This window comes from Mycolicibacterium psychrotolerans, assembly GCF_010729305.1.
Lineage (GTDB): Bacteria > Actinomycetota > Actinomycetes > Mycobacteriales > Mycobacteriaceae > Mycobacterium > Mycobacterium psychrotolerans.
Genome location: NZ_AP022574.1, coordinates 3,588,432 through 3,609,503, shown reverse-complemented (window position 1 = coordinate 3,609,503; position 21,072 = coordinate 3,588,432). Strand labels below are relative to the sequence as shown.

The following is a 21,072-nucleotide window of genomic DNA, read 5'->3' as shown; positions in this document are numbered from 1 at the left end:
TCTCCTCTACACGAGGCCGGTCGCGTCGAACACCCACGACATGTCGGCGGTGGCGAAGTCTTCCATCCAGGTCGGCGGCGCGTGGTTGGCCAGCGCGCCCATGTCCCAGTAGTCCTTCCGTAGAACTAACACAGCGGTGTGCTCTGACCTGGTAAAACGAGGTCAGACAGACCCTGTGTGCCGTGAATTATCTGTGACATGGCAAAGCACCTTGAATCGTCCACATGGGGACAGTGTTTCAGCGGTGCGGGGTCTACCGTGCGGTTTTCGCGCGTTCGTCGTCGGCGGTCAGCGGGTCGGTATCAGCCGGTGGCCGTGCAAGGTGTAGCGCATGGTGCCGTCGCGGCGGGGTTGGTGTTCGCGGGGGAGTTCGTGCCGGTACACGGTGACGTCGCGTCCGTCGAGCAGCGCGTCGATGCGGTCACGCTGGCGCTGACGTTCGCCGCCGAAGTCGTACCAGTCGCACGCGGCGGCGTCGAGGCGCGTCACCTGGGCGCGGGCCTGGGCGATCAGATGCTCGCGGAGGCCGCTGACCACCTCGGCGGGCCGGTCAACCTGTGGCACCGCTGTCCCTCGCCCACCGCGACAGCGCGGCGTGTTGGGCGCGGCGGCTCCGCTGACTCATCGGCGGCGCGACGTCGGTCGAGACCTTCCCGAGCAGTCGGGACACCAGCGCATCGCACAACCGAATCTCCGTCGAGTACCGGCACAAATTTTTCGCGTCGAGCGGGTCGGTGGTGTTGTACCGCCCTTGCAAGTGAACGCGGCGGTCCACCGTCGAGGCGATCATGTCGAGGTGTTGCCGTTCGGCGGGCGTCCACGACAGCGTCACACCAGCGGCCTCCGACGACCGGGCCAGCTCCGATTCCAGTTCCCCGAGCAGCGTTTCCGCCTCCCGCGACCGCCTCACCATGACGCCAACACTAACCGAGATCAAGTTAACAACCGAAAAGTTGATCCGCCGAGAAACCGCTGGGCTCCCAGAAGTTTTTGGTCTCTGGGCAGAGCCCAGCAACAGCCCGAAGTGGCTCTCAGCGCCCACCACGACCGCACCAAGCTCCACCGCGACGCCTTGCTCCCCGAACGACCAAGCATCACAACCCCAACCCACACACCGAAACCCATTGCCACCAACCAACAACTCGACAAAATTCTCAGTCGAAAAGTCACACCCGACATTCCAAGGGAGCGGCCCCAGCCAAGCTAGTCGACGGATCAGCTACCGCCCGTGCTGATCTTCACGACAGCCTCCTGGTGCGGCCACCCGAACCCAATCCGAACCACGGATCGAACCGCCGTGCAGTCAGAGCCGAAGAAGTAGCTGGTGTCCACCTCGACCGTCGTGTCGGAGCGCAAGACAACGAAACTCTTGTCGCGGTCCAAGCCCCACACCGTGCCGTCAGCGATCACCTCAGAAGGCAGCGGCCACAGCGGCGCACCGAGGATTTGCCGGCGGGTCGGCTGAGTCGGGTCACTCGACAACAGCGGGACGTTCGACGTCGAGCCGGTGCCGGTGAACTCACGAAGCTGGGCCAACGCCAGGCACGTATTCGCGGAGGCAACCCACGCCGTGACCTTGGAACCGACGTTCTCCAGCTTGCTCGCGGCTTCCTCGAAAGCGTCGAGGTCATCGAATACCGAACCGGCGTCGACTGTTTGCACGCTTCCGAGGCTCAGCAATCCGTTCGGTCCGTTGGCGACGGTGTTGCCGAAGTAGGCAGCGTCGACCTTCCTGGCGATGTCACGCGCCATGCCCTGACCGACGACTTCGCTGGCGGTCGGGTTGCTGTCAGCGACCAGTTCGTTCGACAACTTGGACAGCGTCTTCAGTGCTCGCGGCACGACGTCCAACTCGTCAACCGTGGCGTCGGTCGGGTCGATGTCGCTTCCTTCGCTGTACCACCCGGAAGCAGGGTCGGCGATCACCCGAGGGAGTCTGAAACTGGTTGCGCCGGTCGTGATGACACGCGAGACGGCCATCGCGACGGATTCCTTCTTGAGCGGTTCGATGACGAGCGGGCCGACTTCTTCTGGCCGCAAGAGGCCGCTGGCACTGGTGGTGAACAGAGACATGGCGAGTCCTTAGCTGTGCGTGAATGATTCGATTCACGCGAGGACGGACACGTCATGCTCGCGGTGACCCAACAGGGCCGGGGGACCGGGGACGGTGACACACCGGATGCGGTCGTGCCGGTGATCCTACGCGCCGCGCTGGGCGTCGCTTAATTGGCGGATCAGCCAATAGCGAGCTCGCCGCCGCTATTCGCTTTGGCCGCGCGCCTTTTGGAACACGGATTGCCAGGTTGGCGGTTCGTCGTCAATCTCGGGTTGCGACGCCCCGAAACCGACGGCGCTGGACGGGGCGGCGGGGTTGGGTCTCTGGACGGCCCAATGCGGGTGCGCAGCGATCACATTCGCGACGGCCTCGTCCACCTTCGCGGTGTCGATCTCCCCGTCGTCGCCCACCATGTCGGCCAGTGACACGTCAGCCCGCCACAGGTCGCGCGGGTCGGTGAGTTTCGTGACGACCATCCGCTCGACGTCGGCGCGGTCGCGGGATTCCAGCCGCTCCTTGAGCGAGTTCCGCTCAGCTTCGGTGTCCCGCAGCTGTTTCCGGTACTTCGCTTCGCGGGTGCGCGGCTCCGAGGGCTCCGACTCGGTCCAGCGGTTGTTGGTCGCGTCCCACACCATGCCGGGGTGCGGCGGGCGTCCCTGTTCAGAGTCCGCTCCGGTGTCATCGGACGGGGGAGGGGGTTCTGTTGCGTCAGCGTGGCTCTCAGGGCCGCTTTCGGGGGGTTCTGTGGTGTCGTCGGGTGCGTCGGTGTCAGTCATCGGCGAGGGTTCCTTTTCAGATGCAGGATGGCGGCGGCGGTGTCGGGCGTCGTCATGGCCGCGACGACGGCGGCGGCGACCTCAGCCACCAGAATGAGCTGGTCGATGTCGAGGTCGGGTCGGCGGTCGGCGAGGTCGTCCAACGCATCGTGGTCGTCGTGCAACGCGCCGAGGACGACCAGGCGGGCAACCAGAGCAGGGTCATCGAAGCTCGCGGGCGGGTCGGCGCTGTGCCCGTTGGTGATGCTCATTCCTCGTCGCCCTCCTCCTCGGTTTCCCATCCAGCCAACCGCACGATGTCGTGTTCGAGTTTGGCTTGCTTCTTCTCGTCGCCCTCGAAGTGGCCTACTTGCTCCAGCAGCCACAAGGCGCTGTCGAAGACGTCGTACGCCAAGCCGCGATGACCAGCTTCAGCGACCAGCATCGCCGAGTGCCGCTCGTCGCCCCGTACACGGTGCAAGAACGCGGCCATCGCGATTCGGAGCCCCTCGTAGGAGTGCGGAACCCACTCGGCGGGCGGTGGTGCGGGTTCATCGGTCATCGGTTCCTCCTGCGTCGTTGGTGGTGGTCTTTCGGGTTCGGTGGACGCGACCGGCTGTGACGCCGTAGGGCTGCGAGGACTTGGGCATTGAGTCGAGCCATGCCGCGCACGCCGACCGGGCGTGGCATGACCGGCACAGGGCCAGGGCTTCGGCTTCGGCTTCGGTGGCGGTGGGGTCGTCGGCGACGAGGTCGAACAGTTGCCAGCGACCTGCACACGGGGCGTTATCGAAGACCGGGCCGGAGTGCCGCCACGAGCCCGAGCGCCGTGCGGTCATACCGTGGCAGCCTCCTCCCGAGAGATTTTCGAGTAGATGAACTGACTCCAGTCCGTCTGGTAGAGCCACCTTTTGTCGAGAAGGTGCGCGGTCCAGGACAGCAATTCCTCACGGGTCCGCATCCGTACGACGGGGATCACGTAGTCGTCGCCGCCGGGGTCGGGGTCGCAGTCGGTGTGGTGCGTGCGCCAGCGCACCGGCCCGTCGTCGGGCATGTCGGCGACCGAGACGTAGATGTCACCCGCGTGCTGGGCGCGCCAGTCGCGCCGGGTTTGCTCGTGCTGGTAAATCTCGGTGTGGGAGATGTGGACGTACCCTGTGCCGTCCGCGACGGTGCGCGTACACACATTGCAGCGGTGAACGAGTCTGTCGGTCATCATGTGTTCCTCGCCGGTAGTTGGTAGAGGTCTTTTCGGACGCGGTCCACGACGCACGTCAGGCACATCCAGCCGCCGGAATCGCTGGTACTTGCTGGTCGTGCGATGAAATACCCACGCCAGACTTCGTATTCGCACTCAGAGCAGAAGAAGCTGGGTTGGTCTGACGACCCGCGACGACGACCAGGGCTGACACGAATCTCCCAAGTGTCCAATTCAGGCACCGTCCTCAGCTCGTTCGGTGGCAAGCCGTTCTTCACGGGCCTCACGCGACGAGCACGACTTGCATAATCCGTCGTCGGTCGCGGGCCGGACACCGCATTCCGCGCAGAGGCGGTTCACGTCTCGGCCTCGGGGAAGTACATGGCGCGGAGCCGCTCAGAGGTCGCCGTGATGATCGCGTCCAGGGCGGCGACCTTGCTCCCGTGCGGGCGAGTCGCCAGGTCGGGGAATTCTTGGCACTTGCCCACCCACCGGCCATCTGCTCGGCGGGTGGCGGTGAAATTGCACAGATGCAACGGGGGAGTTTGTCGGCGGGCCATGTTACGGTCCCTCGATTCTCGGCGGGCCACCCTTGAAGATGAAAGCGGGCTCGGCACAATCTGTTTCGCCGCCTCGGGAAACGATCCGGCGCAAGGCGTCGATGCTCCACAACAATTCCGCGCGCGCGTCCTCACCGATCCCGGCGTCGATGGTCAACACCTCCAAGTGCTCCACCAGGCGGCGCAACTTTCGTGCGTCCGCGACGACCGGATCAGGGCTGTAGACGTCTTCACTTCTCATGTTCACGCGCCCGCTTCTCGCGGCGGTGGCGTGCGGCGGTGACCGCTTTCAGCGCCATGCCCGCGTAATACGCCTTACGCGCGTTCTCCGCGCGGCGGTACCGCTCAGCGTCGGGGAGTTCGTGGTCGGGGTCGAGTTTGTTGGCGTGCCATTCCAGCTCAGTGGGGGAAGCCCTCCGCACCTTCGCCATTCGCGCCGCACGGTCCTCGGTCGCCGCCCACGACGCATTCGCGGCCACCTGGGCGCGAAGCCGTCGTTCGTTCGGCGTCATGTGTTGCGCGGGTATCGCGCCGCCTTTGGGCTTGGACATCAGCGCACCCTCTCGCAATTCCGGAACGGCCTGGCCGTGTGCCGTTCCTCAGCGGTGCTGGTGCGGTGCTACGCGGGTGCGCGGACGTTTCAGCCGCGTACTTCAATCGACATTACCCGTGTGCAAAATTGGGCGCAAGGGGCTGTGGTTAGGCGAAAAGCGTTCGAGCGGAGTTTGATTCGCGTCGGATTTGTGTGTGCGTGTTGCACACGGAATCCGTGGAGATTGTGAGCACGAGCGAGGTTGTCACCAGGGCGAATCCAAGATCAGGTGTCCGGATCCGGACACCTGGCACACCGCTCAGAGGTCAGCCACCGTCGGCGCGCCGTTTAATCCAGTGTGAGCCAGTGTGTCGGAATGTGTTCGTGACCAGTGAGTTCGGGTCTATACAACCGAAAGCCGTTGGGGTAGAACGTAACTGAACCCCGCCACCGCTTTCGCGGGGACGGGGTTCAGGAACATCTAACCGTGTTCGAGTGTATCCGTTCAGATGCGATGTACGCCAGGCCCCGGTTGAAAAATGTTCCCGGCGCTTTTGGTGAGTCCGCCGTAAACCGACCGCTCCGGTAGTGCCTTGATGGGGAACCGGCTTCGTCCCTGGTTTCGTCGCGTGATCAACGGCCTCCAGGTCAATCCGGTAACCCTGCGCACTCAGCCGACGCGGGGCGATGGACGCTGGGAGTGACGTGCGAGGCGGTCAATTGGGAGGTCGTGGCCTTGGGAGGTCACAGCAAGGGGTTATCTCTATCCCTTGGCTTTAGAGGTCACCGAGGTTGAGGTTGCGCGCCTCGTCGGCGGCGCGTTCGGACGCGGACGCGCGCACGTAGCGGTCCAGCATTTCGCGGGAGGACCATCCGGCGACGGCCATCAGACCGCCCTCAGAGCCGCCAGCACGCAACCAGCGGGTCGCGGCGGTGTGCCGGAGCTTGTGGACGTGGAAGCCGTCCACGCCCGCGTCTTTCGCGCGTCGTCTCAGTGACGCGGCCAGTGCCCAGTATCCGAAGCCGGGTGCTTGCGCGCCGACGAATAGGTGCGGGTTGTCGGCGGCGGCGCGTTGGCGGCGCACGCGGAGGTAGCGGTCCAGCGCGGTCGCGGTCTGTGGGGAGAACGGCACAATGCGGCCCTTGCCGCCCTTGCCGCGTGTGACGGTCGCTAGTTGGCGGTCCATGTCCAGGTCGGCCAGTTGGAGGGCCACGAGTTCGTTTGCGCGGAGCCCGGTTTCGGCCATCAGCCGGATGATCGCCTCGTCGCGCCGGTCACGAAGGGTCTTGCTGCCTTGGCACGTCTTGAGCAACCGCTTTAAATCGTCGTCGGTCAGCGTCTCGGTCACCTTCACAGCGATCTTGGGCGGCGACAGCCGGTCCAGCGGGTTCGACGGCAACAGCTCCTCGTCGGCCAGGTATGCGCCGAACCGCTTCAGCCCGCCCAGCCAGGTCGTCGCGGTGGTGGCTTGCGCGCCGGAGTCGAGCAAGTCGGCGACCCACCCCTGCGCGTTGGCCTTCGTCAGCTCCGGGGGTGTCCCGGTGTCGTCGCACCAGCGCAAGAACCGGGACACGCCCGCGCTATAGGTGGTGATCGTGCGGTCGGATTTACCGGCGGCGCGCATCGCGCGTCGCCACCGGGGCACCTCAGCGGCGAGGTCAGCAAATAATTCGGTCATAACATATTGTGACATAGACCCGTGTGCTAGTCGAACACCAGTCGAACATGCCCCGAATTCGGGTGGTGTCAGACCAGTCCTGTGGCATCAAACACCGAGGTCATGTCCGCTTTTGCGAAGTCCTCCAGCCACGTGGGCGGGGCATGGTTGACCAGTGCGCCCATGTCCCAGTAGTCCTTCCACAACGTGATCTCGCCGTCGATGACCCTGTGCACGGTGACGAACTGCAGGACCGCGGATTCTCCGGTGGCCCAATGCCATTCCTCGTGATGCTCGTACATCACGTCGCTGCCGTTGCTCACCATCAGGCCGGGGAAGTTCTGGTAGGACGACAGGGGCTCCAGGCCGATCTTGAGGCGCTTGACGATGTCGTCGGGGCCGCGGGCCGCCGCGGCGGGGCCGACGGGCATGTCGAGATAGATGCAGTCCCAGGACAGGTAGGTCTTCAGCTGCTCCCAGTCGCGGACCGACAGCGCCGCCCACATGCCTTCGACGATGTGCTCAGCCGACATGGCTCAGTGCGTTCTCCCGTGCGGCCAAGGCCGGGGCCTTGTGGGCCGCGCGCAGGAAGCGGCCGGTGCGCCGCGCCCCGACGAGCGGAGTGGGCTGACCCTCGCGGAACACCGCGCGGCCGCCGACGAACACCGCGGTCACCGTGGCGTCGTTGCGGTTGACCATCCGGGATAGACCGCCGTACTGGTCGACGGGCGCCTCGGCGTAGTCGTCCAGCGACGCGTCGAGGTGTTCGGGATCGAGGACGACGACGTCGGCGCGGTCGCCGACGCGAAGGTGCCCGGCGTCGATGCGGTACCAGTCGGCCAGTTCGCCGGTGAGACGGTGCACAGCCTGTTCGACGGTCATGAACGGCGTGCCGGCGCGTTCGGCGTCGCGCACGTGCCGCAGCAGGCGCAGGCCCATGTTGTAGAACGCCATGTTGCGCAGGTGCGCGCCGGCGTCGGAGAAACCCATCTGCACGCCCGGGTCGCGGGCCAGCATCTTGAGCACCTCGGGACGGTGGTTGGAGATCGTGGTGTGCCACCGCAGCGCGGTGCCGTGTTCGAGCACCAGGTCGAGGAAGGCATCCACCGGGTGCAGGCCGCCGCGCTCGCGGCCGACCTGACCGAACGACTTGCCGATCACCGAGGCGTCGGGGCAGTCGACGATCTCGGCGTCGAAGAAGTCGCGGTGCCACACCCGCATGCCGAACTTCGCGTCGTAGTCCCTGCGGAACCGGCGCCGGTAGGTCTCGTCGCGCAGCAGCGCGTTGCGTTCGACCTCGTCGCGCAGGTGCAGGGCCGCCGCGCCCGCCCCGAACTCTTCGAAGATCACCAGATCGATGCCGTCGGCGTAGACCTCGAACGGCACCGGCAGGTGCTGCCAGCGGAAGTCGCCGCCGAGGCGGTTGACCAGCTTCGCCAGCGGGCCCAGCACCTTGATCGCCAGCGGGTTGGATTTGACGTCGGCCGCAGAGAGGAGGCTGGTCTTGAGCGGGTTGCGCAGGATGCCCAGCGAACCGAAGGCCTGCGAGCCGATGTTGAGCGGATTCTGGATATCGGGTCCGGACTGCAGGACTCGCCCCGACCGCCGCAACAGCGACTTCAGCCGGCGCAGTTCCCGGGGCTTGGCGTAGGTGGACGGCAGGGTGCGCGAGCGGCAGACCTCTCCGTCGAGTTTGTCGAAAAGCAGTTGCTGAGAGGACATTCCGACGAAGCCGGCGCGCAGCGCCTCGGTGAGCATGCGCTCCATCTGCGCCTGCTCGGCCTTGGTCGGGCGCTCGTCGCCGCGGGTGGCGCGGTCCAGACCCATGGTCGCGGCACGGATGTCGGAGTGGCCGATGAACGCGGCGACGTTGGGACCCAGCGGGCGGTCTTCCAGAGCGGCGATGTACTCCTCGCCGTTTGTCCAGGTCTTGTGCTGTTCGATCGCGTCGATGACGTGCTCGCGGGGGATCGCCTCGACGCGGCCGAAGATGTCGCCGGCGTCGGGACCGTCGACGTAGAGGGTGGACAGCGAACACGAGCCGAGCAGAACCGTGGTGACACCGTGGCGCAGGGACTCGGCCAGCGCGGGGCCGCCGAGCACCTCGATGTCGTAGTGGGTGTGGATGTCCAGCATGCCCGGCAGCACCCATTTCCCTGACGCGTCGATCACCTCCGCGGCGTCGGCGTCGGCCAGGTCGTCGTCGGCGATGACCGCGACGTGGCCGTCGTTGATGCCGATCGTGCGGATCGCCGACGGTGCGCCGGAGCCGTCGAACCAGCGGCCGTTGCGGATGATCGTGTCGTAGCTCACAGCACTGCTCACGCTCCCTATCGAACAGGTCGACACGACACGTGTCAACGAAATCGTGAACAGATCTCGCCGAGTGTCTACCCGCGGTCGGCGCATAATCGAGCAGGTGACGCCGCTGCAGCGCTATATCGCCGAAGAGATCGCCACCGACCACGTCGACGGCCTGCTGTCCCGGCGGGAGGCGCTGCGCCGGCTGGCCCTGCTGGGTGTGGGCGCGGCCAGTGCATCGGCGCTGATCGCCGCCTGTGCGGACACCAAGCAGACCGACGGGTCGACCTCCGAGAGCCCGACTCCGCCACCGTCCGCGTCTCCGTCCGCGGCCAAGCGGGTGCCGCCCGGCCTGGCCAATGCGCTGCCCACGGCGCCGGTGACGTGGGCCGGTCCGGCCGGACAGTTGCAGGGCGCGTGGGCCGAGGCGCCCGACGCGCGGGGCGGGATCCTGGTCATCCACGAGAACAAGGGGCTCACCGACTGGGTGCGCTCGGTCGCAGGCCGGCTGGCCGGGGCGGGATATTCGAGCCTGGCCGTCGATCTGCTGTCTGACAACGGCGGCACGGCCACGTTCGCCGACCCGGCCGCGGCGACGGCCGCGCTGGGCAACCGCCCGCCAGAGGCGATGGTGGCCGATCTGAACTCGGGCATCGCCGAACTCCAGCGCCGCGTGCCTGGCCGCAAGGTCGCCGCGATCGGGTTCTGCATGGGCGGCGGTCTGGTGTGGCGGCTGCTCGACAGCGGTGTGCCGCAACTGGCCGCGGCGTTCCCGTTCTACGGGCCCACCCCGGACGACCCCGATTTCTCGGCGTCGAAGGGCGTCGCCGTGCTCGGCTTCTACGGCGCACTCGATCAGCGCGTGAACGCCACCGAACCGGCGGCGCGCGCGGCCCTGGAGAAGGCAGGCCTGGTGCACGAACTCGTCACCGAACCGGGCGCCAACCACGCGTTCTTCAACGACACCGGCGACCGCTTCGACCAGGCCGCCGCCGACGACGCGTGGCGCCGGACGCTGGACTGGCTGACCGTGCACGTCGGCTGACACCAGGCGAAGACGCAACCTGCTGTTCGGTGACGCGCCCACCCGTCGTTGCTCCTCGCACACCCGCGCGCGTTCTATGCAGCCATGCGGGTCGTGCAGGTGGCCAACTTCTACGGACCCCGGTCCGGCGGCCTGCGCACCGCGGTGGACCGACTCGGCGCCGAATACTGCGCGGCCGGACACACCGTGTTCCTCGTCGTGCCCGGCCGGCGCAACGAGGCCACCACGCTGGCCAGTGGTGTCGTCCGAATCAGTCTGCCCGCCAAGCTGATTCCGTTCACCGGTGGATACCGCGCGGTGTCGCCGCGGCCGGTCACCGCGCTGCTCGAGCAGCTGGCACCCGACGCGCTGGAGGTGTCCGACCGGCTCACGCTGCGCTCGCTGGGACCCTGGGGCCGCAGACACGGCGTCTCGACGGTGATGATCTCCCACGAGCGGCTCGACCGGCTCGTCGGACAGGTCCTGCCACCGACGTGGGCCAGGACCGTCGCCGACGCCGCCAACCGGCGCACCGCCGCCGACTACGACGCGGTGGTCTGCACCACGGCGTTCGCCCGCGCCGAATTCGACCGGATCGGGGCGACGAACCTGCTGACGGTGCCGCTGGGCGTCGACCTCGACCAGTTCCATCCTCGACTGCGGTCTGCGGCGATGCGGGAGCGGTGGGCCCGCCCCGGCCAGACCCTGCTGGTGCACTGCGGGCGGCTCTCAGTCGAGAAGCATCCGCACCGCAGCATCGATACCGTTACCGCGCTGCGGGATTCGGGGGTCGACGCGCGACCGGTGGTGGTCGGGGAGGGTCCGCTGCGCTCCCGGCTGCAGCGGCAGGCCGACGGGCTGCCGGTCGACTTCACCGGCTACATCGGGTGCCGCGACACCGTGGCCGCCATCCTGGCCAGCGCCGACGTCGCGCTGGCGCCGGGGCCTCATGAAACGTTCGGGCTGGCGGCGCTCGAAGCCCTGGCCTGCGGGACGCCGGCGGTCGTGTCGCGCACCTCGGCGCTGGCCGAGATCCTCACCCACGACAGCGGCGCGACCGCCGACAACGACGCCGGGGCCATCGCGCACGCCGTCACAGCGGTGATGAGCCGGCCCGAGAACCACCGGCGGCACAGTGCACGCCGGCGGGCCGAGCAGTTCACCTGGCCGCGCTCGGCCGCCGGGATGCTCAGCGCGCTACGCGTTCAATAGCCGGTGCGCCGGCACCCCGGTGCCCTACGATTCGTGCATGCTCCGCACGTTCGCAGTGGTCTCGGCTGCCGCGCTGCTCCTCGGCGCGACGGCCGCGGTCGCCGACGCGCAACCGGCACCGTCGACCTGCGAGTACGAACTCTCGCCCCCGAGCGTGGTCACCGTGTCCGGCACCAACGTGGTGACGGCGACGGTCACCCCGAGAGCGTGCGACGGCGCGGTCACCTTCCAGACCGTCGCCTGCATCCAGATGGCCGGCGCCTCCGACGCCGGGACGTGCGCCCGCGGCGCCGGAATCCTGCCTGCGCAGGTCTTCTTCCAGCCCTACCGCCCAGGCGCGGTCTACACCGCGACCGGACGCGGCTGCGCGTCCGCGGGCAATCCACCGCAGAGGTCCTGCCAGGAGACCGGCCCGTTGACCGCCACGCTGTGAGCGGCGCGGTTTAGCTCCGCAGGCACTCGGGCATCCGACGATTCACGGGGTCGTCAATCACGACCGGCCCCCCGTCGTCGAGGAGCCGGCATGGACAGCAACAACACCGTCGTATGGATCGTGGTCGCCGTCGTCGCGATCATCGTCATCGCCCTGATCGTGTTCGCGGCACGCAAGGCCCGTGACCGCCGCCGAGCACAGGAAGCCGATCGCATCCGCGAAGAGGCGCATCACGACAGCCAGCGCGTGCAGCGGCAGGCCTCGATCGTCGAGGAGTCCGAGGCCAGGGCCCGCGCCGCGAAGGCCGAGGCGGACGCCAAGGCTGCCGAGGCGGCCCGGCTCGCCGACACCGCGGCCGGCCGTCGCGACAAGCTCACCAGCTCACAGCAGCACATCGCTGCCCGGCACGAGCACGCCGACAAGCTCGACCCGCGGGTGGATCACCACGCCGGCGACACCCAAGCCGACGACCGCCACGCCGACGGCCGCCGCGACGTTGGGCATCAGGACGGACATCGCGGCACGCCGGGCGACGCCCAGACGATGCGCCCGGACGTCACACAGCGCTAACCGGCCTGCGGCGTCCACGCGACGGGCAGTCGCTTGATGCCGTGGATGAACGCCGAGTGCAGCCGGTCGGGCTGCTCGACCGCGCGCAGGTCGGGGACCCGGCGGTGCAGTTCCTCGAAGGCCACGGTGATCTCGCGGCGCGCGAGGTTGGCGCCGAGGCAGAAGTGGGCGCCTCCGCCGCCGAACCCGACATGCGGGTTCGGATGGCGGCGCACGTCGAACATCCAGGGATCGGCGAACTTCGACTCGTCGCGGTTGGCCGAGCCGTACCACATCGTCAGCTTGTCCCCGGCCGCGATGCGCACCCCGCCCAACTCCACGTCACGTGTCGCCGTGCGCCGCATGTAGGCCACCGGCGACGCCCAGCGCACGATCTCCTCGACCGCCGTCGGGGCGATCGCGGCATAGTCGGCCCACCACAGGTCGCGCTGCTCCGGATAGCGACTCAGCGCGAGCACACCGTGGCTGATCGCGTTGCGGGTCGTCTCGTTGCCCGCGACGACGAGCAGGATGAAGAACGACGCCACCTCGGCCGACGTGAGCCGCTCGCCGTCGAGTTCGGCGGCCACCAGCGCAGTCGTGAGATCGTCGCCGGGATGCTCGCGCCGGTCGTCGGCCATCGCGGTGGCATACGCGCCGATCGCCATCGCGACGGAGACGAACTCGTCGAAATCGGTGGCGATGTCAGGGTCGCCGAACCCGAGGATCACGTTGGTCCATCCGAAGATGCGCTGATGGTCGTCCTCCGGGATGCCCATCATGTCGCAGATGATCTGCAACGGCAGAGGCCCGGCCAGCTCGGCGACGATGTCGGCGCGCCCGTCGGGGTGCCGGTCCACCATGTCGTCGACCAGCCGCCCGGCCCGCGCCCGCACCGAATCCTCGATCAGCGCAAGCACTCTGGGGGTGAACGCGCTGCGCACGATGTTGCGCAACCGGGTGTGGCGCGGGTCGTCCATCGCGATCATCGAGCCGAAGTATTCCGCGAGCTCCGGGGATTGGTCGCCGACCACGATGCCCAGCGCAGAGCTGAACAGCTCCGGATGCCTGCTGACGTAGAAGACGTCGTCGTAGCGGGTCAGAGCCCAGTGCCCGGCCACCTCGGCCTCGCCGTCGGGGACGATCGCCTCGTGGAAGCTGATCGGGGCTTCGCGCCGCAAGGTGGCGAACGCTCCGTCGCGCACGTCGTCGTCGAGTCCCCAGAAATCCCACGATCCCAGGTCGACGTCGGCGAGTGCGACGTCGGGTGGGGGAGTTCCGTTCACCCGGGTCAGGTCACCGAGTTCCAGGCTGCTCATGCAACCCGAGCGTAGCGTCAGGGCCGCGCTTCATGGCCTTTTCTGCCGTGTGTGCGACGGTCCTCTTTCATCCGCGCCTCGTGGAGATGCCGTTCACCGCCGACGAGCTCGTCGCGCACGCGCCGCTCGTGATCGCGGATCACCGTCCAGTAGGCGTCCTCGAACTCCTCGATGATCTGGAAGGTCCACCGTCCCTCGAGGACGTTTCGGCCCACCACCTCGGTCTCCACCCGCTCGGCGATCTCGTCGTGGCCGGCGTCGCGCAACGCGTCGCACGCCTCGCCGAGCAGCAGATCGGCGCGGCCCATCAGCTGGTGGAACGAATACAGATGGCCCCGCGCGCGTTCCACCCATTCCAGCGCCTCGGTCACCTTGCCGACGGCGTCGACCGTGGCATCGCTTGCGTCAGTCACGGCCGGAAGATACCCGGCTCACGCCACCTCAACCTCCGCGGGCTTCGCCCTCCGCCACCGCCTTGATTCTTTCCAGTGTCTTACGCATGTCGCGCAGGTTGCGTCGTTTGCGCAGCTGGCCGCCGAGCACCGAGTACAGCGCCATCAGGGGATTCTGGTCCAGCCGGAAGGATTCGGTGACGTCGGTGCCCGCCGCCGTCGGCGTGAGACGGTAGTGCCAGTTGTTGACCGCGCGGTCGCCGGCGAGCACCGCGAAGCCGAACTCGCGGCCGGGGTCGCACGCGGTGACCCGGCACGTCGTCCAATACACCGGGCCGATCTCGTTGCGCCGGACGTGGCCGCGGAAGCGGGCACCGAGCGCGGGCCCGGTGGCGCCGTCGAGCCACTCTGCCTCGAACGTCTCCGGCGAGAACCGGCCGGTGTTGCGGACGTCGGCGATCAGATCCCAGATCGCCTCGGCAGGCGCCGCCATCGACACCGTCACAGCTCCCTGCATCGCGGCCATCGCAGGTCAGCGATCGAAGTCGTCGTCGTCGTCGGGGACCTCGATCGCCTGCTCGATCAGGTCGGCCTCGTTGGCCTGCAGGTCGCGGTCGCCGGCGACCCGCGCCACGTCGCGCCAGGTGTCGTCGTCGGCGTCGTGGGCGGCGTCGACCGGGGTGAGCTGTTCGGCGACGTCGGCCTCGGCGGCGTCGGGCAGCGGGTCGCGGTCGGGTGTCGTCATCACGGGTTTGCCTCCGAGAGTCGGGGGGAGCGGTGCCTCCACGATAGTTCGCCGGGTCGCCGACGCCCCAGCCGACGCCCGGCGATTCACGCCTGCCGAGGGCACTCGGGTACTGTGCGTACAACTGTGCTCCGACGAGACAGGCCCTCAAACCGCGCGGGGCCGCCCATCGACCAGCCCCCCGATTCAAAGGTCAGTGATTTGCCAGACACCAGTAACGGGACGCGGGATCTGACACCGCATTTCGAGGACGTCCAGTCGCATTACGACCTCTCGGACGACTTCTACCGGCTGTTCCTCGACCCCACCCAGACCTACAGCTGCGCCTACTTCGAGCGTGACGACATGACTCTCGAAGAGGCCCAGCTGGCCAAGATCGATCTGTCGCTGGGCAAGCTCGGTCTCGAGCCCGGGATGACGCTGCTCGACGTTGGCTGCGGGTGGGGTGCCACCATCAAGCGGGCCGTCGAGCGCTACGACGTCAACGTCGTCGGGCTCACGCTCAGCCGTAACCAGCAGGCGCACGTGCAGAAGGTGCTCGACGGCCTGGACAGCCCGCGCAGCAAACGCGTGCTGCTGCAGGGCTGGGAGCAGTTCCACGAGCCCGTCGACCGCATCGTGTCGATCGGCGCATTCGAGCACTTCGGTCGCGACCGGTACGACGACTTCTTCAGCAGGGCCTACGACGTGCTGCCCGCCGACGGAGTGATGATGCTGCACACCATCGTCAAGCCCGACGACGAGGAGTTCGCGGCGCGGAACCTGCCGGTCACCATGACCAAGATCAGGTTCTTCAAGTTCATCATGGACGAGATCTTCCCCGGTGGTGACCTGCCTCAGCCGGTGAAGGTGAAGACGCATGCGACCAAGGCCGGCTTCGGAGTCGGGCTCGTCCAGCCGCTGAGGCTGCACTACGCGAGAACGCTGGACCTGTGGGCCGCCGCGCTGGAGGCCAACCGGGAGCAGGCCATCGCGATCCAGTCCGAAGAGGTCTACGAGCGGTACATGAAGTACCTGACCGGCTGCGCCGACCTGTTCCGCGACGGCTACACCGACATCTGCCAGTTCACCCTCACGAAGGCCTGATGTCGCGGCCCGCGACTACGGCCTGAGGTAGGACCGGGCCGGCTGGCCCGGTTCCCCGCCCGCGGCGTCGCGACGCCGTGCCGCCATGCCCGCCAGGGCCTCGAACACCACCCGGTGGGCCGCGTTGACGGTCAGCTCGGCGTGGTCGTAGGCGGGTGCCACCTCCACCACATCGACGCCCGCCACGTCGTGTTCGTAGCAGAGCTGGCGCACCATCCTCAGCAGGTCGGCGCTGGTGATGCCGCCCGGCTCCGGGGTTCCGGTGCCGGGGGCGTGCGCCGGGTCGAGCACGTCGATGTCGACCGACACGTACAGCTTGTCGGCCTTGGCCAACGCCTCGCCGACCGCGTCGGTCATCACGGCCTTGAAGCCGCGCTCCCAGATCTCCTGCATGGTGTGCCAGGTCATCCGCTGTTCCTGCATCCACTCGAAGGTGTCCTGCGGCGGCCAGTAGCCCCGCAGCCCGACCTGGACGAAGTGCGAGCCGGGAACGGCGCCCGATTCGATCAGTCTGCGCATCGGGGTGCCGTGGCTGGCAAGGTTGCCCTCGATCTCGTCGGCGGTGTCGGCGTGCGCGTCGAAATGCACGATGCCGACGTTGCCGTAGCCGTGCACGTCGGCCACCGCAGTGGCAGCCGGCCACGTGATCGAGTGGTCGCCGCCGAGGATCACCGGGACGATGCCGCGGCCGGCGATCGCGTGCACGCGCTCCTTGATGTTGGCGTGCGACACCTCGGTCTGCCCGTGCGGGCAGTACGCGTCACCGAAGTCGACGACCTCGAGCCAGTCGAAGATCTCCAGGCCCAGATCCATGTGGTAGGTGCCGGGTTCGTAGGCGGTCGCACGGATCGCCCGCGGGCCGAAGCGGGCGCCCGGCCGGTTGGTGGTCCCGATGTCGAACGGCGCGCCGACGATCGCCACGTCGGGCTTCCACGAGTCGAGCTGCTCGGTCTCGGTCAGGAACGGCCGGTGCCCGAACGACGCCATTCCCGCGTAGGCCAGCTCCAGCTGCTCGAGCATGCCGGGGGGAAGCTCGCGGCGGTGGTCACCGCGGTGATCGTGATCGTGGCCCATGCGTGAAAACCGTACCGGTCATCCGGCCCCGGAACCGGTCAACGCCCGGCGCAGGTGATCGGGGACCGGCCGCTTGGCCCAGTCCTCGGTGGACACCACGACGTAGGTGTTCTGACCGCGCACCGCGACCTGCTCCGCGCCGTCTCCGGGAACCCACCGGTGCACCCCGAACGCCAGCGTGAAACTCGTGGTGCCGACGCGTGTGCATGCGGCGCTCACCCGCACGCGGTCGCGCCACCGCACCGGCGCGGAGAAGTCGATCTCGCTGTGCACGACCTGGAAGTCGTAACCGCCCGCCATCAGCTCGGGGTAGGCGACCCCGCAGTGGTCGAGCAGACCGGTGCAGGCTTCGTCGAACCAGGTGAGGTAATGGCCGTTGAACACCACGCCCTGTTGATCCACCTCGGCGTAGCGGGGCACGACCGGCAGCGAGAACTCCCTCATTCGGACGACCCTAGGGGTGAGGCAGACTCGGGCCATGCAGCTCGTCACGATCGACGACATCCGCTCCGCCGCGCACCGGATCCGCAGCCGGGTGGTACGCACCCCGCTGGTGCCCGCGACGTGGAGCGACGACGACCGGCCGTTGTGGATCAAACCGGAGAACCTGCAGGCCATCGGCGCATTCAAGGTTCGCGGCGCGTTCAGTGCCCTCACCGCCCTCACCGGCCGGGTGGAGGACGTGGTGGCGTACTCCAGCGGCAACCACGCACAGGCCGTCGCCTACGCCGCGGCCGCCTTCGGCCTGCGCGCGCACATCGTGATGCCGGAGGAGACGCCGGAGGTGAAGGTCGCCGCCACCCGCGCGCACGGCGCACGGGTGGTGCTGTGCGGGGCCGGGCAGCGCGAGATGGTGGCCGCCGAGGTCGCCGCCGAGACCGGCGGGGTGATGATCCCGCCGTTCGACCATCCGGACGTGATCGCCGGCCAGGGCACGATCGGCCTGGAGATCGCCGAGGACCTGCCCGAGGTTCGCACCGTCCTGATCCCGGTCAGCGGCGGCGGGCTGGCCTCCGGGGTGGGCGTAGCGATCCGGGCGCTGTGCCCGAACGCCGCGGTGTTCGGCGTCGAGCCCGAACTCGCCGCCGACACCGCCGAGGGCCTGCGGACCGGCCGGCGCGCGGACTGGCCGGTCGCGCAGCGCAACCGCACCATCGCCGACGGGCTGCGGTCGCAACCGTCGGATCTGACCTTCGCACATCTGCAGCATGTCCTCGACGGCGCGCTCACCGTCAATGAAGACGAAATCCGTTCTGCCGTAAGAGAATTCGCATTATGGGGGCATCTGGTCAGTGAACCCAGCGGAGCCGTCGCACTGGCCGCCTACCGTCAGGGCGGCACGCCGCCGGGCCCCACGGCGGTGATCCTGTCGGGTGGCAACATCGAGCCGCAGTTGCTGACGCAGATTCTCGCGGGGTGACCGTTTGACGGGTGTGCACCACCGCGCGCAGTGCGGGTAAGGTCACCGGCGAAATCGCGTCACGGGTCCGCCGGCGGACCGCTGACGCGCGAAGGAGTGGTTCGTGGACGCAGTGCTCGGCTTGTCGGTGACGTCATCGGCCGTCGGTCTGGTCCTGGTCGAGGGGCACGACGCCGACAGCGCCGCGATGGACGGTGCGGGCTTCGAGGTGGCGACCTCGCAGCAGGCCGCCGACGCGGTCCGGCGCACCGAGGCGATCGCCGCCCAGCGCGGCCGGCGGGTGCAGTCGATCGGCGTGACCTGGAGCGACGACGCCCACACCGAGGCGTCCCTGCTGCTCGAGTCGCTCAGCGACTCCGGGTTCGACAACATCGTTCCGGTACGGCTCTCCGAGGCCACCGACGCGCTCGCGCGCGGCATCGCCGAGGTGATGGGCTACCACACCACCGCGGTGTGCGTGGTGGAGCCCGGCCAGCTCATCGCGCTCGTCGTCACTCCCGACGACGGCGCCGTCCAGACCGCCGTCAACAGCACCGTGATCACCGAAGACGATCTGATCGGCTGGCTGAGCGCGGTGTTCACCCGCGCCGACTGGGAGCCCGAGGCGCTGGTGCTGGTGGGGTCGGTCGAGGATCTCGACGGGCTCGTGCCGGTGCTGCAGGACGCGCTCGCCGTGCCGGTGTTCTCGCCCGCCGAGGCGCAGCTGGCGCTGGCGCGCGGAGCGGCGCTGGCCTGCGCGCCAGCCGGCGAAGGCTTCTGCGCCGACGAGCGCGACACCGCGGCGCCGCCGACAGGCCGCGGGAACGAGCGCTTCCTCGAGGCCGCCCCGAGGGTCATGCTGGCCACCGGCGTTGTCGCGTTCGTCGCCTCGGTGTCGGCGGCGCTGGGCCTGCAGTTCGTGCCCGACCGGCCTGCGCCGCCGGTCCGGCCCGCCGCCGAGACCGTGGTGCCCGCACCGACGTCGACCCCGGCGCCGCCGCCACCCCCGCCGGTCGCCGAGGTTCCGCCGCCGCCCCCGGTGATCGAGGAGGCGCCCGTCGAAGAGGAGCCGGCGCCGGACATCGCGCCGGTGGAAGTGGCCCCCGCCCCCGATCCCGCCCCGGCGGAGGGCGCCGACATGCCGCCTGCGCCCGACGCTGCGGCACCGCCGCCCGTGCCGGAGGTCGTGCCTCCGCCGGTGCCCGAGGAGCGGCCCGGGATCCTGCAGCGGATCCGTGACCGCCTGTCGGGCGGCGGGCAGAACGAGCCGCCGCCAGCGGTGGCACCGCCCCCGGTGCCGCCCGTCCTACCCTGACGGTGTGAATCCGCGCGTCGCCCTGCGCATCGGCATCGTGGTAGCCGTTGCCACAGCACTTCTCGTCGTCGGCGTGACCTCCGAGCGCGGTCTGTGGTGGCGACTCCTCACCTTCACGTATCAGGCCAATCTGCTGGCCGCCGGCTATTACCTGTGGACGCTGGTCCGGCCGCGCGCCCACGCGCGCGCGGGCCTGCGTGGCGCGGTGGTGCTCTACGTGGTGATGGCGGGCCTGGTGTGGAACCTGTTCCTGACCGAACACAGCATGGGCTACACCGTCGCCAACCTGTTGCTGCATGTCGTGGTGCCGGTGCTGGCGCTGTGCGACTGGGTGCTGGTGGGCCGGTTGGCAGCTCGGTTGTCGTGGTGGCAGCCCGTGGCCTGGCTGCTGTTCCCGGCGGCCTATCTGACGCTGGCCCTGCTCGTGCTCAACGACGCGGGCCGGCGTGCGCCGTACTACTTTCTGGACCCCGACAGTGTCGGTGCCACCGCGGTGGCGGCGAACGTCGCGGCGCTGGCCGCGGGCGTGCTGGCACTCGGTTATGCGTTGCTGGCCGTCGGCGGGGTGAAACGTTCCGAAGTGTGACCGCGATATGCGTTCTACCGGGGGAAACCCCACGATTACCTAGGATGGCACCGTGGTGAGCTCCTCACGTGAACAGAACCGGCCCAGCAGCTCGGTCACCCGCCGGGTGGCCGCCGTGGTGGGATCGGTGATCGTCCTGTCCGGGATCTCCGGCCTGTCCGCCGGGCCCTCGGCCGTCGCCGCGGTCGACACCGCGCTCCCGCCCGCCATCAGCGACATCTCGCCGACGCCGGGGCAGACCGTCGGGGTGGCCCACCCGGTCACGGTGACGTTCACGTCGCCGGTGCCGAACCGCCGCGCCGCCGAGGGATCGATCGCGGTGCGCCCGGGCGAAAGCACCACGCCCGCCGACGGCAGCTTCGCCTGGCTCGACGACCGGACCGTGCAGTGGACGCCCGCGAACTTCTTCCCGGCGCACGCACCCATCGACGTCTCGGTCGGCGGCTTCGCCACCAGCTTCGAGACCGGTTCGTCCGTGGTGGGGGTCGCCGACATCGACGCGCACACGTTCACGGTCAGCATCGACGGTGTCGTCGCACGGGAGATGCCCGCGTCGATGGGTAAGCCGAAACATCCCACCCCGGTCGGCCAGTTCACGGCGCTGGCGAAGGAGAAGTCCGTCGTCATGGACTCGCGGACCATCGGCATCCCGCTGTCGGACCCCGAGGGCTACAAACTCACCGTCGCCAACGCCGTCCGCGTCACGTGGGGCGGCGTCTACGTGCACTCTGCACCGTGGTCGGTGGGCTCACAGGGGTATGACAACGTCAGCCACGGCTGCATCAACCTCAGTCCGGACAACGCCGCCTGGTATTTCGACACGGTGAGCGTCGGCGACCCGATCGTCATCCAGGCCTAGATGTACTGACCACGGACGT

29 protein-coding genes and 1 pseudogene are annotated in these 21,072 nt (G+C 68.5%); 9 read left to right on the top strand and 21 right to left on the bottom strand.

Annotation, left to right across the window (positions count from 1 at the left end):
• Positions 1–6: 6 nt before the first annotated feature.
• From G6N45_RS17760 to G6N45_RS17690, 15 genes and pseudogenes are all read right to left on the bottom strand, one after another.
• Positions 7–129: pseudogene (locus G6N45_RS17760) on the bottom strand (nuclear transport factor 2 family protein); the annotation flags it as partial.
• Positions 130–288: 159 nt separating this feature from the next.
• Positions 289–564, bottom strand: coding sequence for a hypothetical protein (locus G6N45_RS17755; protein WP_163723448.1), 276 nt, complete (start codon positions 562–564; stop codon positions 289–291).
• Positions 551–913, bottom strand: coding sequence for a hypothetical protein (locus G6N45_RS17750; RefSeq protein WP_163723447.1), 363 nt, complete (start codon positions 911–913; stop codon positions 551–553). Before G6N45_RS17750 ends, G6N45_RS17755 begins: the two co-directional genes overlap by 14 nt.
• A gap of 302 nt (positions 914–1,215) precedes the next feature.
• Positions 1,216–2,073 (bottom strand): phage major capsid protein, encoded by an 858-nt coding sequence (locus tag G6N45_RS17745; RefSeq protein WP_163723446.1) that lies wholly within the window; start codon positions 2,071–2,073, stop codon positions 1,216–1,218.
• 186 nt (positions 2,074–2,259) lie between these two features.
• Positions 2,260–2,832, bottom strand: coding sequence for a hypothetical protein (locus G6N45_RS17740; protein ID WP_163723445.1), 573 nt, complete (start codon positions 2,830–2,832; stop codon positions 2,260–2,262).
• Positions 2,829–3,083, bottom strand: a complete 255-nt coding sequence (locus G6N45_RS17735) for a hypothetical protein (RefSeq protein WP_163723444.1) — start codon at positions 3,081–3,083, stop codon at positions 2,829–2,831. The genes G6N45_RS17740 and G6N45_RS17735 overlap by 4 nt, the downstream gene beginning before the upstream one ends.
• Positions 3,080–3,373, bottom strand: coding sequence for a hypothetical protein (locus G6N45_RS17730; protein ID WP_163723443.1), 294 nt, complete (start codon positions 3,371–3,373; stop codon positions 3,080–3,082). Before G6N45_RS17730 ends, G6N45_RS17735 begins: the two co-directional genes overlap by 4 nt.
• On the bottom strand, positions 3,363–3,650 hold the full coding sequence (locus G6N45_RS17725) for a WhiB family transcriptional regulator (RefSeq protein WP_163723442.1): 288 nt from the start codon (positions 3,648–3,650) through the stop codon (positions 3,363–3,365). Before G6N45_RS17725 ends, G6N45_RS17730 begins: the two co-directional genes overlap by 11 nt.
• Entirely contained in the window at positions 3,647–4,027 is a 381-nt protein-coding gene (locus G6N45_RS17720; RefSeq protein ID WP_163723441.1) for a hypothetical protein, read from the bottom strand. The genes G6N45_RS17725 and G6N45_RS17720 overlap by 4 nt, the downstream gene beginning before the upstream one ends.
• Positions 4,028–4,365: 338 nt before the next feature.
• Entirely contained in the window at positions 4,366–4,569 is a 204-nt protein-coding gene (locus G6N45_RS17715; protein ID WP_163723440.1) for a hypothetical protein, read from the bottom strand.
• Position 4,570: 1 nt separating this feature from the next.
• A complete protein-coding gene (locus G6N45_RS17710) occupies positions 4,571–4,810 on the bottom strand; it encodes a hypothetical protein (protein WP_163723439.1) in 240 nt (79 codons plus the stop codon).
• On the bottom strand, positions 4,800–5,120 hold the full coding sequence (locus tag G6N45_RS17705) for a hypothetical protein (protein WP_197746846.1): 321 nt from the start codon (positions 5,118–5,120) through the stop codon (positions 4,800–4,802). Before G6N45_RS17705 ends, G6N45_RS17710 begins: the two co-directional genes overlap by 11 nt.
• Before the next feature lie 757 nt (positions 5,121–5,877).
• On the bottom strand, positions 5,878–6,780 hold the full coding sequence (locus G6N45_RS17700; protein ID WP_163723438.1) for a tyrosine-type recombinase/integrase: 903 nt from the start codon (positions 6,778–6,780) through the stop codon (positions 5,878–5,880).
• A 68-nt stretch (positions 6,781–6,848) separates the two neighbouring features.
• The gene (locus tag G6N45_RS17695; protein ID WP_163723437.1) at positions 6,849–7,292 is read right to left on the bottom strand and encodes a nuclear transport factor 2 family protein; all 444 of its coding nucleotides are present in this window, start codon (positions 7,290–7,292) and stop codon (positions 6,849–6,851) included.
• On the bottom strand, positions 7,282–9,072 hold the full coding sequence (locus G6N45_RS17690) for an N-acyl-D-amino-acid deacylase family protein (RefSeq protein ID WP_246229129.1): 1,791 nt from the start codon (positions 9,070–9,072) through the stop codon (positions 7,282–7,284). Before G6N45_RS17690 ends, G6N45_RS17695 begins: the two co-directional genes overlap by 11 nt.
• Positions 9,073–9,178: 106 nt before the next feature.
• Here G6N45_RS17690 and G6N45_RS17685 point away from each other — a divergent pair, with 106 nt between their 5' ends.
• The 4 genes from G6N45_RS17685 (at position 9,179) to G6N45_RS17670 (ending at position 12,299) form a co-directional block, all read left to right on the top strand.
• Positions 9,179–10,105: a dienelactone hydrolase family protein gene (locus tag G6N45_RS17685; RefSeq protein WP_163723435.1), complete on the top strand. Its 927-nt coding sequence runs from the start codon at positions 9,179–9,181 to the stop codon at positions 10,103–10,105.
• 84 nt (positions 10,106–10,189) lie between these two features.
• The gene (locus G6N45_RS17680; RefSeq protein WP_163723434.1) at positions 10,190–11,296 is read left to right on the top strand and encodes a glycosyltransferase; all 1,107 of its coding nucleotides are present in this window, start codon (positions 10,190–10,192) and stop codon (positions 11,294–11,296) included.
• Positions 11,297–11,333: 37 nt separating this feature from the next.
• The gene (locus G6N45_RS17675; RefSeq protein ID WP_163723433.1) at positions 11,334–11,729 is read left to right on the top strand and encodes a hypothetical protein; all 396 of its coding nucleotides are present in this window, start codon (positions 11,334–11,336) and stop codon (positions 11,727–11,729) included.
• A 90-nt stretch (positions 11,730–11,819) separates the two neighbouring features.
• Positions 11,820–12,299 (top strand): hypothetical protein, encoded by a 480-nt coding sequence (locus G6N45_RS17670; protein ID WP_246228713.1) that lies wholly within the window; start codon positions 11,820–11,822, stop codon positions 12,297–12,299.
• Here the strand turns inward: G6N45_RS17670 and G6N45_RS17665 are convergent.
• Genes G6N45_RS17665 through G6N45_RS17650 form a run of 4 tightly spaced genes read right to left on the bottom strand, consistent with a single transcriptional unit; the run spans position 12,296 to position 14,734 of the window.
• On the bottom strand, positions 12,296–13,597 hold the full coding sequence (locus G6N45_RS17665; protein WP_163723432.1) for a cytochrome P450: 1,302 nt from the start codon (positions 13,595–13,597) through the stop codon (positions 12,296–12,298). The genes G6N45_RS17670 and G6N45_RS17665 overlap by 4 nt on opposite strands.
• A 17-nt stretch (positions 13,598–13,614) precedes the next feature.
• On the bottom strand, positions 13,615–14,010 hold the full coding sequence (locus tag G6N45_RS17660) for a hypothetical protein (RefSeq protein ID WP_163723431.1): 396 nt from the start codon (positions 14,008–14,010) through the stop codon (positions 13,615–13,617).
• A gap of 28 nt (positions 14,011–14,038) precedes the next feature.
• Positions 14,039–14,506: an SRPBCC family protein gene (locus G6N45_RS17655; protein WP_163723430.1), complete on the bottom strand. Its 468-nt coding sequence runs from the start codon at positions 14,504–14,506 to the stop codon at positions 14,039–14,041.
• A 15-nt stretch (positions 14,507–14,521) separates the two neighbouring features.
• The gene (locus G6N45_RS17650; protein ID WP_163723429.1) at positions 14,522–14,734 is read right to left on the bottom strand and encodes an Rv3202a family protein; all 213 of its coding nucleotides are present in this window, start codon (positions 14,732–14,734) and stop codon (positions 14,522–14,524) included.
• Positions 14,735–14,935: 201 nt separating this feature from the next.
• Between G6N45_RS17650 and G6N45_RS17645 the strand changes: the two genes are divergently transcribed.
• Positions 14,936–15,820, top strand: a complete 885-nt coding sequence (locus G6N45_RS17645; protein WP_163723428.1) for a cyclopropane mycolic acid synthase family methyltransferase — start codon at positions 14,936–14,938, stop codon at positions 15,818–15,820.
• A gap of 15 nt (positions 15,821–15,835) precedes the next feature.
• Here the strand turns inward: G6N45_RS17645 and speB are convergent, their stop codons facing one another.
• Positions 15,836–16,894, bottom strand: coding sequence for an agmatinase (gene speB / locus G6N45_RS17640; RefSeq protein ID WP_179965193.1), 1,059 nt, complete (start codon positions 16,892–16,894; stop codon positions 15,836–15,838).
• A gap of 18 nt (positions 16,895–16,912) precedes the next feature.
• Positions 16,913–17,338, bottom strand: coding sequence for an acyl-CoA thioesterase (locus G6N45_RS17635; RefSeq protein WP_163723427.1), 426 nt, complete (start codon positions 17,336–17,338; stop codon positions 16,913–16,915).
• A 34-nt stretch (positions 17,339–17,372) separates the two neighbouring features.
• Here G6N45_RS17635 and G6N45_RS17630 point away from each other — a divergent pair, with 34 nt between their 5' ends.
• From G6N45_RS17630 to G6N45_RS17615, 4 genes are all read left to right on the top strand, one after another.
• Complete coding sequence (locus G6N45_RS17630) at positions 17,373–18,314, top strand: threonine ammonia-lyase (protein ID WP_163723426.1); 942 nt, start codon at positions 17,373–17,375, stop codon at positions 18,312–18,314.
• A gap of 103 nt (positions 18,315–18,417) precedes the next feature.
• Entirely contained in the window at positions 18,418–19,608 is a 1,191-nt protein-coding gene (locus G6N45_RS17625) for a DUF7159 family protein (protein WP_163723425.1), read from the top strand.
• A gap of 4 nt (positions 19,609–19,612) precedes the next feature.
• Entirely contained in the window at positions 19,613–20,194 is a 582-nt protein-coding gene (locus tag G6N45_RS17620; RefSeq protein ID WP_163723424.1) for a Pr6Pr family membrane protein, read from the top strand.
• Between the two features lie 52 nt (positions 20,195–20,246).
• Positions 20,247–21,053: a L,D-transpeptidase gene (locus G6N45_RS17615; RefSeq protein WP_163723423.1), complete on the top strand. Its 807-nt coding sequence runs from the start codon at positions 20,247–20,249 to the stop codon at positions 21,051–21,053.
• Positions 21,054–21,072 lie beyond the last annotated feature (19 nt).

Excerpts from the sequence above, each read along its gene's own strand:
- G6N45_RS17750 (WP_163723447.1), bottom strand. The coding sequence starts at position 913 with ATGGTGAGGCGGTCGCGGGAGGCGGAAACGCTGCTCGGGGAACTGGAA.
- G6N45_RS17745 (WP_163723446.1), bottom strand. The coding sequence starts at position 2,073 with ATGTCTCTGTTCACCACCAGTGCCAGCGGCCTCTTGCGGCCAGAAGAA.
- G6N45_RS17740 (WP_163723445.1), bottom strand. The coding sequence starts at position 2,832 with ATGACTGACACCGACGCACCCGACGACACCACAGAACCCCCCGAAAGC.
- G6N45_RS17735 (WP_163723444.1), bottom strand. The coding sequence starts at position 3,083 with ATGAGCATCACCAACGGGCACAGCGCCGACCCGCCCGCGAGCTTCGAT.
- G6N45_RS17730 (WP_163723443.1), bottom strand. The coding sequence starts at position 3,373 with ATGACCGATGAACCCGCACCACCGCCCGCCGAGTGGGTTCCGCACTCC.
- G6N45_RS17725 (WP_163723442.1), bottom strand. The coding sequence starts at position 3,650 with ATGACCGCACGGCGCTCGGGCTCGTGGCGGCACTCCGGCCCGGTCTTC.
- G6N45_RS17720 (WP_163723441.1), bottom strand. The coding sequence starts at position 4,027 with ATGACCGACAGACTCGTTCACCGCTGCAATGTGTGTACGCGCACCGTC.
- G6N45_RS17715 (WP_163723440.1), bottom strand. The coding sequence starts at position 4,569 with ATGGCCCGCCGACAAACTCCCCCGTTGCATCTGTGCAATTTCACCGCC.
- G6N45_RS17710 (WP_163723439.1), bottom strand. The coding sequence starts at position 4,810 with ATGAGAAGTGAAGACGTCTACAGCCCTGATCCGGTCGTCGCGGACGCA.
- G6N45_RS17705 (WP_197746846.1), bottom strand. The coding sequence starts at position 5,120 with ATGTCCAAGCCCAAAGGCGGCGCGATACCCGCGCAACACATGACGCCG.
- G6N45_RS17700 (WP_163723438.1), bottom strand. The coding sequence starts at position 6,780 with ATGACCGAATTATTTGCTGACCTCGCCGCTGAGGTGCCCCGGTGGCGA.
- G6N45_RS17695 (WP_163723437.1), bottom strand. The coding sequence starts at position 7,292 with ATGTCGGCTGAGCACATCGTCGAAGGCATGTGGGCGGCGCTGTCGGTC.
- G6N45_RS17680 (WP_163723434.1), top strand. The coding sequence starts at position 10,190 with ATGCGGGTCGTGCAGGTGGCCAACTTCTACGGACCCCGGTCCGGCGGC.
- G6N45_RS17675 (WP_163723433.1), top strand. The coding sequence starts at position 11,334 with ATGCTCCGCACGTTCGCAGTGGTCTCGGCTGCCGCGCTGCTCCTCGGC.
- G6N45_RS17670 (WP_246228713.1), top strand. The coding sequence starts at position 11,820 with ATGGACAGCAACAACACCGTCGTATGGATCGTGGTCGCCGTCGTCGCG.
- G6N45_RS17665 (WP_163723432.1), bottom strand. The coding sequence starts at position 13,597 with ATGAGCAGCCTGGAACTCGGTGACCTGACCCGGGTGAACGGAACTCCC.
- G6N45_RS17655 (WP_163723430.1), bottom strand. The coding sequence starts at position 14,506 with ATGCAGGGAGCTGTGACGGTGTCGATGGCGGCGCCTGCCGAGGCGATC.
- G6N45_RS17650 (WP_163723429.1), bottom strand. The coding sequence starts at position 14,734 with ATGACGACACCCGACCGCGACCCGCTGCCCGACGCCGCCGAGGCCGAC.
- speB (WP_179965193.1), bottom strand. The coding sequence starts at position 16,894 with ATGGGCCACGATCACGATCACCGCGGTGACCACCGCCGCGAGCTTCCC.
- G6N45_RS17635 (WP_163723427.1), bottom strand. The coding sequence starts at position 17,338 with ATGAGGGAGTTCTCGCTGCCGGTCGTGCCCCGCTACGCCGAGGTGGAT.
- G6N45_RS17630 (WP_163723426.1), top strand. The coding sequence starts at position 17,373 with ATGCAGCTCGTCACGATCGACGACATCCGCTCCGCCGCGCACCGGATC.